We start from the raw sequence: 12,631 nt of genomic DNA on the forward strand, positions 1-12,631 counted from the left end.
CACCTGGCATATGCCGTCACGGGGGCAGGCCGGATCGGACGGCTCAGACCGGGTCGGAGGGGCTGGACCCTTCTCCGCCGCGCAGCAGGTCACGGCCGAACTCGACCATCTTCTTCGCGTAGTCCTCGGTCCACTCGGCCCGCTCGGCGATGTCCGCAGGCGTCAGGCGGTCGAACCGGCGCGGATCGGCGAGCTGCGCCGCCGCGATCGCCTGGAACTCCACGGCCCGGTCGGCCGCCGCGCGGAACGCGTGCGTCAGCTCCGTCGCCCGCTCCAGCAGCGCGCGCGGATCGTCGATCGACTCCAGGTCGAAGAAGTGCTCCGGATCGGCGGCCGCCGCCATGGGCTCGAAGAGCAGGGGCGCGGGGCGTAGCCGCGGTTCGTTCCGACGCGGCGTGGGCTCCGCCATGTCTTCTCCTTCTCGTACAGGGGCGTACGTCCCAGGGGGCGCCGCCACGGGGTGGACCACCCTCCATTGTCCCGCGCGCACGCAAGAGGGCGTCGGCCTCCCGGTTCCCGGGAAGGCCCGGCACCCCGGCACGTCAAGCGCCCCGCCAGGACACCCGGTGCTCGGCCAGATGTGCCAGTACCGCGTGGTTCGCCTCCCACCCGTCCGGGAACTTCACGAGCGTGCCGAGCTGGACCGGTTCCGTGGACGGGTAGTCGTCCAGGAGGTCCTCCACGCCCGCGCGGCACACCACGATGCACGCGTGCCGGTGGCGGGAGGCCAGCACGCACAGGCGGCCGGTCTCCAGATGGAAGGCCGTGGCGTCGGGGCGGCCCGACAGCGGATGCAGGACCACCGTCACGTCGTACTCACGGCCCTGGAGCCGGTTCGCGGTGTCGACCGTCACGTCGGACACGCCCAGCTCGGCCAGCGCCGCGCGGACCGCCGCCGCCTGGTCGCGGTGCGCCGTGCCGACGGCGATCCGGTCGGCGGTCAGCGGGGACGGCTCGGGTGAGCGCTCCGACACCGCCGCCCCGCCCCGGTCCAGCAGCCGCCGGACCACCAGCGCCACCGCCCGGACCGCCTCCGGGTCCGTGCGCGGGGTGTGCCGGGCCGGCAGCTGCAGCAGTCCCCAGCCGGAGGCCGCGGCCTCGTCGATCACCCGGTCGGGACCTGAGCCGTCCGAGGGGACGGCGAAGGCGAGCCTGCGGTCACCGGGGCCGGTGCCGCTACGGAACGGGGTGTACGGGTAGAACGCGTCCGAGACCAGCGGCGCCGCGGAGGCCGGCAGCCGCCAGGACACCGGCAGCCGGTGCTGCGGCAGCTGCGGGTTGTGCGCGAGCAGCGTCGTCACCGCCGACGCCGACGGGTCGTACGACAGACCCGCCCACTGCTCGCTGCCCACGATCGCGAACGGGTCCAGCTGCCCGGGGTCGCCCACGAACAGCGCCCGCTCGAACAGTCCGGCCACGGCGAGCAGACCGTCGGAGCGCATCTGGTACGCCTCGTCGACGATCGCGTGCCGCCACGGCTCGTCCACCTTCACGTGCGCCCACTTGGCCGCAGTGGACAGCACCACCGGCAGCCCGGCGAGATCGGCCGGCTTCGCCGAGGTGCGCACCTGCTCCAGCTCGTCCAGGGCCCGGTCGTAGGCGTCGGCGTCGCTGCTGTGCAGCCGGCCGACGGGCAGCTCGGGGTTCTTCTCGGCCAGCCGGAGCACCAGGTCGTCGACCTGCGCGTTGGTCTGCGCGACGACCATGAGCGGGCGCCCGGCGTCGGCCAGTTCCAGCGCCGCCCGCACCACCAGCGTCGACTTGCCCGCGCCGGGCGGGGAGTCGACGACGACACCGCGCGCGGCGCCGTGCAGCGTGTCGGCGAGGATCGCGTCCGTGGCCCGGGTCGCGGCCGCCCCCGGATCGAAGGCCGTCTCGGTCACGGTCACAGCACGTCCTCCTCGGTGACGGGATCGGCGGGCTCGACGGCCTGCTCACCGGGCGGCCCGCCGTGCGTCCACGGGGTGTCCTCCGGGTCGGGCAGCTTCGCCCCGCCGCGCTGCTCGTGCTCGAACAGCGTGAAGCACACCCGGTCGCCCTTCTCGGGCACCGACCCCTCCTCGGGCTCCTTGCCGCGGCCCATCTTGTCGAGGATGCGCAGCACGAGCAGCGCGCCGTCCTCCTCGGCGCCGACGAACTCCGCCGACTGCGGCCGCCCGCCCAGCGACCGGTACACCTTCGCCCGCTCGCCCAGATGCGGCCGGTCGTCCGTGCGCACGGTCACCAGCGGGCGCGGGCTGGGCCGCTTTCCCTCGCTGTACGCCATGGTCACGTCCGTCACCTCCCCGGCGAACGCCTCCCCGGCCAGCCGCCGCCCCGCCATCACCAGCGGGTCGTCGAGCGCCTCCTGCGCCTCCAGCCGGGCCTGCTCGCGCTCGCGCGCCGCGAGCTTGTTCGCCGCGGTGACCGCGTCGTCGCGGCGCGGCTGAGGCGGCTCCCCGTCCAGCACCCGGTCCCGGTGCCCGGTGAACGACCACCGGTCCCGCGTCCACCGCTCCTCGACATGCGCCCCCGGGGGCAGCGCCCGCAGCAGATCGAGCCCCCGCCAGACCTTGTCCCAGGTCGGCAGGGTGACCTGCTCGACGAGCCCCCGGATCTCCTCCTCGGCGCGGCTCAGCGCGCCGAGCCGCTCGTCGGCCTCCAGGCCGTCCTCGGCGGCGGCCAGCGCGGTGCGGGCCCGGTCGTAGCGCTCGATGGCGGGAGCGAGCAGCTTGTTGTCGAACGCCGGATCAGTGGCCGGCCCGGCGGGCGGGCACCGCAACTGCCCGCCCGCGTCACGGGCCAGCTCCGCCTCCAGCGCCGCCTCGGCCCCCGAGGTGCCCTCCGGCGGATCGATCCACGCCAGCAGCGCCCCCAGATGCTGGTCCTCCAGACCGGACTGACCGGTGGCCCAGTGCCGGGCGAGTACCTCGGTCAGGGCCGGCAGCAGCGACGAACCGGGCACCCGGGCCCGCTCGGCGTAGTGCGTGAACCAGCGCCCCAGCAGCGGCACCCGGGGCGGCGCGGGATACGGCGTCTCCGGCTCCTGCTCGGCCGTACGCCGGAACCGCATCGAACGCCCGAGCAGCCGCACCAGGTCGACGCCGGCCCGGCTCGGCACGATCAGCTGCGGGGCGTCCGCGCACAGGTCGACCTCGACCTTGACCCGCTTGCCGGTCTCCGGATCGGTCTCGGTGCGCTCGGCGGCCTCCACCACATCGCCGTACGACTCGAGGTACGGCAGGACGACATCGGCCAGCTCGGCCAGGAACGCGAACCGCAGATCCCGGTCACGCGGCTGCGGTACGACCAGCAGGCGCGGCGCGTTCCGGTCGGTGCCGACCAGCGCGCCGAGCGGGGCGCCCGCCTCACCGGCCGTGGTGAGCGGCACCAGGACCAGCGGCCGGTCGGACAGATGCCGGTGCCGCACGGTCGCGGCGGGCTGCGCGCGCCCGCTGCTGACGGCCTCCATGCGGGCGAGGGTGGCGATCAGCGACATCCGGTCCCCTCCAGCGCCTCGGCGCGCAACTGCGCGGCCCGCCGCAGCGCGGCCACCGCCGGATCGGCCGGGTCCCCGGCCTGACCGCGGGCGGCCGCCAGCACCTCGGGCACGGTGGCCAGCCCGCCCAGCTCGGCCCGCACGGACCGGCCGAGCGCGGTCACCGCGGCGGCCTCGCGTGAGCGCCGACGGCAGTGGAAGGCCAGCTCGCAGGCGGCCAGGCACTCGGGGGCGTACGTCGCCGGAACGGACTCGACGGCCTCGGTGAGCTGCTCGGCGGGCAGCTCGGGGGAGAAGCACGTCCCCTCGGGCAGCGAGTCGGCGATCTCCTCGATGCGGGTGAGCCGGGCCAGCTGCCGACCGGTCACCGCACGCTGCTTGCGCACGTCGACCGCGGCGGCGGTCGGCAGGTTGGAGAAGTCCTTGGGGCACACGAGCAGCACGCGATGGCGTACCTGCGGCGCGGGCTCCATGCGGCCCGCGACCTCCTCCAGCGCCAGCACGTACACGGCGGCCTGCCGGGCGGCGGCGCCCACCTTCGCCGGGTCGGCGGAGCCGTCCAGCATCGGGAAGGACTTGATCTCGACGACCGTCCAGCTGCCGTCCGGGTGGACCACCACGGCGTCCGGCTCGAGGAACGCCGGGGAACCGGCGACCTCGAGGGCGAGCATCGGATGGTCCAGCAGCGTCCAGCCGCCCGCCTCGACGGCCTCCCGCAGCGCCAGCGCCGTACGCGCCGTACGCCCCTCGGGCCCGGCCGCGGTCAGATCGGGCACGTAGGTGCGCTCCGGCGGCTCGGCGGCCGGGTCCAGCTTCTCCCGCACCAGCCGCAGGAGCTCCGCGCCGCCGTCCGCCTTGACCTTCGCCTCGAAGGCGTTGCCCCGGGTGAGGGCGAACTGCGACTGCCCGAACGCCGACGGCGCACCGAGCGCGCCCGCCAGCGCCGCCTTGTCCACCCCGGCGCCGTCGAGGAGCGCGCGCCGCCGGCAGCCCGGGTTGGCGGCGAGGGCCGCGAGGGCGCGGGCGTCCAGCGCCCGGGCGGGTACGTCGGGTCCGCGCAGCTCAGCGAGCCGGTGCCGGAGCGCCGTCCCCGGTGTCCGTGGGGACGGCACTCGGCTCGGCGTCGGCTCCGGGCCGTGATGCGCGCTGCCGTGGAATTCGCTCACCCGCCGAAGTCTGGCATCCGCCACTGACAATCGAGGCAGGAGCGCCGGAAGAGCCGCCCGCGAACCGCGCGCGCAGCCGGTCCGCGAACCGCATCACGGCGGGCGCGAGCAGCAGCCCGACAGCCATCACGGCGACCCCGGCGACCGCGTCGAGCAGATAGTGATTGGCGGTCCCCATCACGACCAGAGTTGTGCCCACGGGATAGACCACCGCGAGGACCCGCGCCGCCGGGCCGCGCCCGTACCGCCACAGCATCACGCCGCACCACAGGGCCCAGCCGACGTGCAGACTCGGCATCGCCGCGTACTGGTTGGTCATGCCGCCCATACCGCGCGGCGCGCTCGCCTCGCCGCCCCACCAGCCGTACGAGCTGTAGTGGGCCATCGTGTCGACGAAGCCGTACCCGGCGGCCAGCAGGCGCGGCGGGCAGGTCGGCATCAGCGTGAAGCCGATCAGTCCGAGGAACGTGGACGTCAGCAGCCAGGTGCGGGCGGCCCGGTAGTGGGCGGCGTGCGCGCGGAACATCCACACCAGCAGGGCGGGCGTGACCAGGTAGTGCAGCGAGGCGTACCAGAAGTCGGCCGGGACACCGAGCCAGGGGTTGCCGGTGAACAGCCGGTTCAGCGGATGCTCGGCGTTGATGTGCAGGAACTTCTCGACCCGCAGCAGCGCCAGCCCGTGGTCGACGGCGTCGGAGACGTCACCGCGGGCGAGCAGACGGCCGGCCGAGTAGCAGCCGTACACGAGCAGGACCAGAGGGAGCTCGGTCCACCAGCGCAACCGGGTCGCCGGGCCCGCCTCGCTGCCTGGTGACTCGGTCTGCGGCATCCGATTCGCCCTCCCCCTTCTTCTCACTGCTGTTTGGCGGGTCCTCACGCCGGGATCACCCGGCGGATGCGGGGGAGTCACTCTACGGCGTGGGCGGCGCCCCTGACGGCCCGCCCCCGGCCCTGGAAGACGCCACGACCGCCCGCCAGGTTGCCCGCGACACGGGTACGCGATGATGGAGACGAACCCCCTTCCACACCCGAAAGGCCCCTCGCATGGCACCGCGCATCCTGCTGGCACGGCACGGGCAGACCGATTGGTCGCTGTCCGGCAGGCACACCGGCAGGACGGACATCCCGCTGCTGGAGGAGGGCCGGCGCGGCGCCAAGCTGCTCGGCGAGCGACTGCACCGCGCGCCGCTGGACGGCCTGCCGGACGTGGAGGTCCGCACCAGCCCGCTGGCACGCGCGCGTGAGACGTGCGAACTGGCCGGCTTCGGCGACCGCGCGACGCGGTGGGACACGCTCATGGAATGGGACTACGGCGCCTACGAGGGCCTCACCCCGGCCGAGATACAGGCGCTGCGCCCCGGCTGGTTCATCTGGCGCGACGGAGTGCCCGACGGCGAGACCCTGGCCGAGGTGACCGCGCGGGCCGACGAGGTGGTCGCCTGGGCCCGCTCGGCGGACCGCGACGTCCTGATCTTCGCGCACGGCCACATCCTCCGCGCGATCGGCGCCCGCTGGCTGGACCTCCCCCTGCACTTCGCCTCCCGCATCCGCCTGAACCCGACCTCCCTCTCCACCCTCGGCTGGGCCTACGGCGAACCGGCCCTGGAGTCCTGGAACGACGTCGGCCACCTGCCGGGCTGAGCTCCCGGGCCGGCCTGCGCACCGACGTCGACCTGGCATCCGGTGCGCTGGCCGGCCGGGGGTGGGACGCGCAACCCGGCGCGACGGGGTGCCTCCCCCCAAGCTCTTCGAGCAGGGGGGACCCCCAGGCTCTTCGAACAGGGGGGACCCCAGCCCACCCGTGCCGCCCCAGCGGCACGACTGCCCGCAGCTCAGCCGGATGAGCCGCCGGGCACGAAGGGGCGTGGGGAACTGCGCGGCCGGCCACAACGAAACCCGCGGACGAACGACGACCCGGCGCCGCAGGCACGGCACCCTCCGTCAAGGCATGCGCGGCAAACTCGCATGCCGTTCCAAAAACGCCGCCACCCCCGAAGCCCGACGGTGAGGCAACAGCACCCGCGCCGTCCCCGCCACCATGCTCTGCACCCGTGACGACTGCACCTGATCCAGCAGCCCCAGCACCGTCAACCCCGCCGCGGCCGCCTCATCGGGCCGCCCGCCACGCGCCAGATCGTCCGCCAGCTCCGCCGTGTACAGCGCCGTGTTCCGCGTGAAGTGCGGGTCCTGCAACCGCGCCGCCCGCCGCGCCTGCCGCGCCGCCCGCTCCCAGTCCCCGAGCGTGGACCAGCACTGCGCCTCCAGGCCGGCCAGCTCGGCCTCGCCGTAGAAGCTCATCCACTCCGGGTCCACCTCCGACGGCCCCCGTTCGAACAGCGCCTGCGCCCGCCCGAGCGCCTGCTCGCACCCGAACCGGTCCGCGAGCCCCGCCCAGCCGCCGGCCTCCCGCAGCGCCAGCAGCGACATCAGCCGTGCCGACCCCAGCGGCCGGGCGACCCGTTGCGCGGCCTGCGCCGCCCGCACCGCCTCCCGCGGGCGCCCGGCGTCCCGCGCGAGAAACGCCATGTTGCAGAACGCGTGCGCCTCCAGCCCCGCGTCCCCGGTCATCCGCGCGGTGGCCAGCGCCTCGGCGTAGTGCGAACGCGCGTCCTCGAAGCGCCCCGAGTCGTGTGCCAGCCACCCCACCGAGATGGCCAGCTCACCCGCGCCCGCGTGCAGCCGGTCGGCGGTCACCTGCCGGGTCGCACCGGCGTCCAGCAGCGCGTACGCGGCGCGCAGCGGGGCGGCCGCCCGCCGGTACAGGCCGTCGGCGCCGTGCCGGTCGTCCAGCACCCGGATCCTGCGGACGGCCTCTTCCAGGGCGCTCGCCTCACTCGCGCCGGCACGGCGCACGGGACGGGCGAGGCGAGCAAGGCCCGCGGCGCGCCCGGACGCCACGGCGTCCGGGGCGAGCCCGATGGGGCCCAGCGAGGCGGCGGCGACCGTGGCGCCTCCGCCGCTGATGAATGCGCGACGCAGCACGTCGCTCTCCTCATGGTCGTGGTGGTGCGTGTCATACGGGTCCTGCGGCTCATACGGTTCGACGCCCGCCCCCGGTTCAGCGCCACCGGCGACCGGCACGCGCGCCGCCCGCCCGCGTACCGCCGACCGGGGTGCGAAGCCCAGGTCCACGAGCGTGCGGCCCGGGAACATGTGCAGGAACACCCGCTCGTAGGCGTAGTTGGGACAGCGGATCTCGCCCGCCTCGACCCGGCCGATGTAGCGCGCGTCACAGCTCACCCGCTCACCGATCTCCCGGGCCGCGCGCCGGACCAGCGCGGCGAACTCGGCCGGTGAGCGCGCTCCGCGCAGCTGCCGGAAGACGAGGTTGGGCCGCGGTGGCCGGTTGGGCTGGGACGCTGGGGCAGCGTTCACCGTTGACGACGCCATGGCCGGGTCCTCTCGTGCGAACCGTCGAACCATGCCGGAGCCGGGGTGAGTTGCCCCAATGTCGGGGTGATCACCCTGTTCTCCGGCGGCAAGAACGTACCTTCTGTGGTCGTCCCGCCACGCAGTGTTTAGCTGCAAACCGGATGTCCCACCCCCGATCTGCCATGAACTGCCATCCTTTGCGGCGGACTTTCGCCGTACCCGTTGACACGACCGCGCGTTGAACGCGGTGGACCGCAACAGGCCACACGTGACCGGCCGGTGCGGTCCGCGACAGGCGCCCAGGAATTGCGTGATGGAGGCCGGGATGGAGACCAGCCGGAGCATCGCACCGTGTACGGCACCGGGTTCGCCGGTGGTGCACGCGCACAGACCGGACACCGGTGCGGGGAGCGCCTGCGACCTCGTCACCGTGCCGACCCGCCAGGGCCTGGAGGCCGTCGACATCCTGCGCCGCGGCGCCTCGGACGCGGTCGGCCCCGTCCTGCACGACGTCGGCTGCGGCACCCTCGCCTTCCTCGTCCCGCCCGGCACGGCCGCCGGCTGGGACCTCCCGGGCAGCACCTGCACCGAGACCGACGGCCGCGGGCTGCGCCTGGCGCCGGAGCCGCCGGTGGAGGGCTCCGCCTGGCTGCTCCCGCCCGGCGACGCCGACCGGGCGACCGACCCGGCGGTCCTGCGCCGCGCCCTGGGTGAGGCGGCCCGCCTGATCGAGGCGGCGGACAGCTGCCGCTGACCTGCCGGCACATCCCCTTCCCCCTGCGCCTGCCCCCCGCCCCCTCCCGAGCGCCCCGTCACTCCACGCGCGCGCCCCGCACCCCGCGACCCCGGATAATGGCCGGATGGGCAAGTCCAGAAACCCCCGTCGCCGGCAGGCCGCCGCCGATGCCGTCGTGGAGCAGGTCGACGGCGGGCTCGCGGAGCTGGTCCCCGACCCGGACCGGGCGCGGGCCTGGACGCTGCTGGTGGACAGCGCACCGCAGTCGCACGTCGACCTGGACGACCCGGCGTACCTCTCCTTCGAGTACCAGCGCCGCCTCGGCCACGTCATCGACCTCGCCGCCCCGGCCGGCAAACCGGTCCACGCCGTGCACCTCGGCGGCGGCGCCCTCACCCTGGCCCGCTATGTCGCCGCGACCCGCCCCCGCTCCACCCAGCAGGTCGTCGAGCGGGATGCGGCCCTGGTTCAGCTGGTGCGCCGGGAGCTGCCGCTGGACCCCGCCGCCCGGATCCGGGTCCGCTCCGCCGACGCCCGCGAGGGCCTCGGCAAGGTCCCGGACGGCTGGGCGGACCTGCTCGTCGCCGACGTCTTCAGCGGCGCCCGCACCCCCGCCCACCTGACCTCCACCGAGTTCCTGGACGAGGTCCGCCGGGCACTCAAGCCGGGCGGTGTGTACGCCGCGAACATCGCCGACGGCCCGCCGCTGGCGCACCTGCGCGGTCAGATCGCCAGTGCCGCCGCGCGGTTCGCCGAGCTCGCGCTGGTCGCCGATCCGGCGGTGCTGCGCGGCAAGCGCTTCGGCAACGCGGTGCTCGTGGCCTGCGACCGTCCTCTGCCCGTCGCCGAACTGACCCGCCGCGCGGCCTCCGACCCGCACCCCGGCCGCGTCGAGCACGGCAAGGCGCTGCGCGACTTCACCGGCGGCGCCGCCCCCGTCACGGACGCGGCCGCCGTCGCATCCCCCGCCCCACCGCCGTCGGTGTTCCGTTAGGCCCTGTCGTTCGGGTCGTCCCCGCGTCGCGGGCCTGGGCCCCGCTGTCAGTACGTGCCGACGTCCACGCGCGGCGGTCCGTCGTGCCATGTGCAGAACACCGACACCCGGTCCGCACCCGAGGCGAACTCGACCCGGATCCACGACTCGGTCTTCCACCACTGCATCGACCAGCCCGGGTTGGGGGCGGCCGACACCAGCGACGCGCTGGACGGGCCGATGTCGAACACCACGCGGCCGCCCTTCGAGTCGTAGCTCTTGATCCGGCCCGAGACGGTGGCGGACGGGCTCGGGGAGGCGGACGGCGGGCGGGCGGAGGCGGTCGCGCGGCGGCTCGGCGACGGCGACGGTGAGGACGGTGGCGTACGGGACGGCGGTGCGGACCGGGCCGTGGACGAAGCGCGCCCCGCCCCCTGCGTCGTCGCCTGCACCGCCGTGACCGGCAGGGCGCGCGGCGGGTCGTACGCGGTGCCCGCCATCACCGTGTGCACGCCCCACCACGACAGCGTGACCGCCGCGCTCGTGGCGAGCGACCACGCGAGTACGTGTACGAGTCCTCTGCGCATCGCGGGCCATACTGCCTCACCGGTCGCCCACGTGTCGCACGAACCGACCGCGCCCGGCCCCCGCGACGCCGCCCGTTTTCCACAGCATCGGAGTTGTCCACAGCCTCCCACCGGCGTCCCGCGCATGGCGTACGGTGCGGCGCATGGCAAGTGTGCTCGTGGTCGAGGACGACCAGTTCGTACGCTCGGCGCTCATCCGGCATCTGACCGACGCCACCCACACGGTGCGCAGTGTCGGCACGGCGCTGGAGGCGCTGCGCGAGGTCGCCCATTTCCGTTTCGACGTCGTCATCCTGGACCTCGGACTGCCCGACCTGGACGGCTCCGAGGCGCTGAAGATGCTGCGCGGCATCACCGACGTACCGGTGATCATCGCCACCGCCCGGGACGACGAGGCGGAGATCGTACGGCTGCTGAACGCCGGCGCGGACGACTACCTGACCAAGCCGTTCTCCCCGGAACACCTGTCGGCGCGCATGGCCGCCGTACTGCGCCGTGCCCGCGGCGGCTCCGCCGACGCCCCGCCCTCCACCGTCATCCGGGTCGGCGGCCTCACCGTCGACCCGCTGCGCCGCCAGGCCGAACTGGACGGCGCGCGGCTGGACCTGACCCGCCGCGAGTTCGACCTGCTCGCCTTCCTCGCCGGCCGTCCCGGCGTGGTCGTCCCCCGCCGCGAACTGCTCGCCGAGGTGTGGCAGCAGTCCTACGGCGACGACCAGACCATCGACGTCCATCTGTCCTGGCTGCGCCGCAAGCTGGGCGAGACCGCCGCCAACCCGCGCTATCTGCACACCCTGCGCGGGGTCGGCGTGAAGCTGGAACCGCCACAGGAAGCGGAGCCACCGCGATGAGGTGGGCACTGGTACGGGTCTGCCTCGCGGTCACCACGATGGTCGTGATCGCCTTCGCCGTGCCGCTCGGACTCGTCATCAAGGAGATGGCCCGCGACCGCGCCTTCTCCAACGCCGAACGGCAGGCGGCCGTCGTGGTGCCCGCGCTGTCCATCACCACCGACCGCGAGCAACTGGAGCGGGTCGTCGCCTCGGCCGGCGCCGGTGACGGCATGGCGGTCCACCTGCCGGCCGGCGACGGCACACCCGTCCTCGACCTCGGCCGCCGCCGCGCCACCACCGGGGACATAGAAGCGGTACGCAGAATGGGCCGCGCCTCCACCGCGGAGGTGCCCGGCGGTTCCGTGCTGCTCCAGCCCGTGGCGCTCAGCCTGGGCACCGTCGTCGTCGAGGTGTACGTCCCCGAGTCCGAGGTCAGCAACGGCGTCGGTACGGCCTGGGCGGTGCTCGCCGGGGTCGGCGCGGCGCTGGTCGTGGGCTCCGTCGCGGTCGCCGACCGGCTGGGCGTCCGGATGGTCCGCCCGGCGCAGCGGCTGGTCGAGGGCGCGCACGAACTGGGCGAGGGCAAGCTCGGCGCCCGGGTACCGGAGGAGGGGCCGACCGAACTGCGGCTTGCGGCGGTCGCCTTCAACGCCATGGCCGACCAGGTCGTCCACCTCCTCGCCAACGAGCGGGAGCTGGCCGCCGACCTGTCCCACCGGCTGCGCACCCCGCTGACCGTGCTGCGTCTGAACGCCGCCTCGCTCGGTGACACGCCCGCCGCCGACCAGACCCGGGCCGCCGTGGCGCAGTTGGAGCGCGAGGTCGACACCATCATCCGCACGGCGCGGGAGGCCAAGCCGCAGACCGCGGCCGCCGGGCCCGGCGCCGGCTGTGACGCGGCCGAAGTGGTCCGCGAGCGCATGGAGTTCTGGTCGGCGCTCGCCGAGGACGAGGGCCGCAAGTGGCGGGTGGCCGGTGCGGAGCGCCCGGTGCGCATCCCCGTGGCCCGCGCCGACCTCGTGGCCGCGCTGGACGCGCTGCTCGGCAACGTCTTCCGGCACACGCCGCAGGGCACGGCCTTCGCGGTCGACGTGCACAACGGCGAGGACGCGGTGATCGTGCTCGTCTCCGACGCCGGCCCCGGCATACCCGACCCGGAGGCGGCGATGGCCCGCGGTCAGGGCTCGGGCAGCGACGGTTCGACCGGTCTCGGCCTGGACATCGTGCGCCGGCTCGCGGAGTCCACCGGCGGTGATGTGCGCGTCGGCTCCTCGGTGCTGGGCGGCGCGGAGGTGCGGATCTGGATCCAGCTGGACGGCCGCCGCCGCACCCCCGCGGGGCGCGGTCACCGCGGGAGCGTACGGCGGCGCCGTCGCCTCCTCACAAGGTGACGGCCGCCGCATCGGCTCTCGCATCGGTCGCTCGAATTGGTCTCTACCTTTAACCGGTCCCGATCCCTTCCTTAAGCGCGGCCTAAGAACCCCAA

Annotated in this window: 12 protein-coding genes; 5 read left to right on the plus strand and 7 right to left on the minus strand. The window is 74.8% G+C overall.

Features of this window, described 5'->3' with window-relative positions:
- Positions 1 to 43: 43 nt before the first annotated feature.
- From ACF1GV_RS00840 to ACF1GV_RS00860, 5 genes are all read right to left on the minus strand, one after another.
- Complete coding sequence (locus tag ACF1GV_RS00840; RefSeq protein WP_363267344.1) at positions 44 to 409, minus strand: hypothetical protein; 366 nt, start codon at positions 407 to 409, stop codon at positions 44 to 46.
- Positions 410 to 542: 133 nt separating this feature from the next.
- On the minus strand, positions 543 to 1,883 hold the full coding sequence (locus tag ACF1GV_RS00845) for an AAA domain-containing protein (protein ID WP_391678430.1): 1,341 nt from the start codon (positions 1,881 to 1,883) through the stop codon (positions 543 to 545).
- Between the two features lie 2 nt (positions 1,884 to 1,885).
- The gene (locus ACF1GV_RS00850; RefSeq protein WP_391676670.1) at positions 1,886 to 3,478 is read right to left on the minus strand and encodes a hypothetical protein; all 1,593 of its coding nucleotides are present in this window, start codon (positions 3,476 to 3,478) and stop codon (positions 1,886 to 1,888) included.
- Positions 3,469 to 4,590 (minus strand): hypothetical protein, encoded by a 1,122-nt coding sequence (locus ACF1GV_RS00855; RefSeq protein ID WP_391676672.1) that lies wholly within the window; start codon positions 4,588 to 4,590, stop codon positions 3,469 to 3,471. The genes ACF1GV_RS00850 and ACF1GV_RS00855 overlap by 10 nt, the downstream gene beginning before the upstream one ends.
- Entirely contained in the window at positions 4,541 to 5,473 is a 933-nt protein-coding gene (locus ACF1GV_RS00860) for a phosphatase PAP2 family protein (protein WP_391676674.1), read from the minus strand. Before ACF1GV_RS00860 ends, ACF1GV_RS00855 begins: the two co-directional genes overlap by 50 nt.
- 215 nt (positions 5,474 to 5,688) lie before the next feature.
- Here ACF1GV_RS00860 and ACF1GV_RS00865 point away from each other — a divergent pair, with 215 nt between their 5' ends.
- Positions 5,689 to 6,285 carry a histidine phosphatase family protein gene (locus ACF1GV_RS00865; protein WP_391676676.1) on the plus strand — a complete coding sequence of 199 codons (597 nt, stop codon included), beginning with the start codon at positions 5,689 to 5,691 and terminating at the stop codon, positions 6,283 to 6,285.
- Between the two features lie 300 nt (positions 6,286 to 6,585).
- Here the strand turns inward: ACF1GV_RS00865 and ACF1GV_RS00870 are convergent, their stop codons facing one another.
- Positions 6,586 to 8,034 (minus strand): hypothetical protein, encoded by a 1,449-nt coding sequence (locus ACF1GV_RS00870; RefSeq protein ID WP_391676678.1) that lies wholly within the window; start codon positions 8,032 to 8,034, stop codon positions 6,586 to 6,588.
- A gap of 307 nt (positions 8,035 to 8,341) precedes the next feature.
- Between ACF1GV_RS00870 and ACF1GV_RS00875 the strand changes: the two genes are divergently transcribed.
- Together ACF1GV_RS00875 and ACF1GV_RS00880 are read left to right on the plus strand one after the other, a co-directional pair.
- Positions 8,342 to 8,770 (plus strand): hypothetical protein, encoded by a 429-nt coding sequence (locus ACF1GV_RS00875; protein ID WP_391676679.1) that lies wholly within the window; start codon positions 8,342 to 8,344, stop codon positions 8,768 to 8,770.
- 106 nt (positions 8,771 to 8,876) lie between these two features.
- On the plus strand, positions 8,877 to 9,746 hold the full coding sequence (locus tag ACF1GV_RS00880; RefSeq protein ID WP_391676680.1) for a spermidine synthase: 870 nt from the start codon (positions 8,877 to 8,879) through the stop codon (positions 9,744 to 9,746).
- A 47-nt stretch (positions 9,747 to 9,793) separates the two neighbouring features.
- On the opposite strand, the gene ACF1GV_RS00885 is transcribed toward ACF1GV_RS00880, so the two are convergent.
- Positions 9,794 to 10,312, minus strand: coding sequence for a hypothetical protein (locus ACF1GV_RS00885; protein ID WP_391676681.1), 519 nt, complete (start codon positions 10,310 to 10,312; stop codon positions 9,794 to 9,796).
- 143 nt (positions 10,313 to 10,455) lie between these two features.
- Between ACF1GV_RS00885 and ACF1GV_RS00890 the strand changes: the two genes are divergently transcribed.
- A complete protein-coding gene (locus ACF1GV_RS00890; protein ID WP_391676682.1) occupies positions 10,456 to 11,163 on the plus strand; it encodes a response regulator transcription factor in 708 nt (235 codons plus the stop codon).
- Complete coding sequence (locus tag ACF1GV_RS00895; RefSeq protein WP_391676684.1) at positions 11,160 to 12,536, plus strand: sensor histidine kinase; 1,377 nt, start codon at positions 11,160 to 11,162, stop codon at positions 12,534 to 12,536. The genes ACF1GV_RS00890 and ACF1GV_RS00895 overlap by 4 nt, the downstream gene beginning before the upstream one ends.
- Positions 12,537 to 12,631: the final 95 nt, after the last annotated feature.

It is taken from the genome of Streptomyces sp. NPDC014006, from assembly GCF_043088925.1.
Classification (GTDB): domain Bacteria; phylum Actinomycetota; class Actinomycetes; order Streptomycetales; family Streptomycetaceae; genus Streptomyces.

Coding starts and splice junctions, on each gene's coding strand:
- ACF1GV_RS00840 (WP_363267344.1), bottom strand. CDS start 409: ATGGCGGAGCCCACGCCGCGTCGGAACGAACCGCGGCTACGCCCCGCG.
- ACF1GV_RS00850 (WP_391676670.1), bottom strand. CDS start 3,478: ATGTCGCTGATCGCCACCCTCGCCCGCATGGAGGCCGTCAGCAGCGGG.
- ACF1GV_RS00860 (WP_391676674.1), bottom strand. CDS start 5,473: ATGCCGCAGACCGAGTCACCAGGCAGCGAGGCGGGCCCGGCGACCCGG.
- ACF1GV_RS00865 (WP_391676676.1), top strand. CDS start 5,689: ATGGCACCGCGCATCCTGCTGGCACGGCACGGGCAGACCGATTGGTCG.
- ACF1GV_RS00870 (WP_391676678.1), bottom strand. CDS start 8,034: ATGGCGTCGTCAACGGTGAACGCTGCCCCAGCGTCCCAGCCCAACCGG.
- ACF1GV_RS00875 (WP_391676679.1), top strand. CDS start 8,342: ATGGAGACCAGCCGGAGCATCGCACCGTGTACGGCACCGGGTTCGCCG.
- ACF1GV_RS00880 (WP_391676680.1), top strand. CDS start 8,877: ATGGGCAAGTCCAGAAACCCCCGTCGCCGGCAGGCCGCCGCCGATGCC.
- ACF1GV_RS00885 (WP_391676681.1), bottom strand. CDS start 10,312: ATGCGCAGAGGACTCGTACACGTACTCGCGTGGTCGCTCGCCACGAGC.
- ACF1GV_RS00890 (WP_391676682.1), top strand. CDS start 10,456: ATGGCAAGTGTGCTCGTGGTCGAGGACGACCAGTTCGTACGCTCGGCG.
- ACF1GV_RS00895 (WP_391676684.1), top strand. CDS start 11,160: ATGAGGTGGGCACTGGTACGGGTCTGCCTCGCGGTCACCACGATGGTC.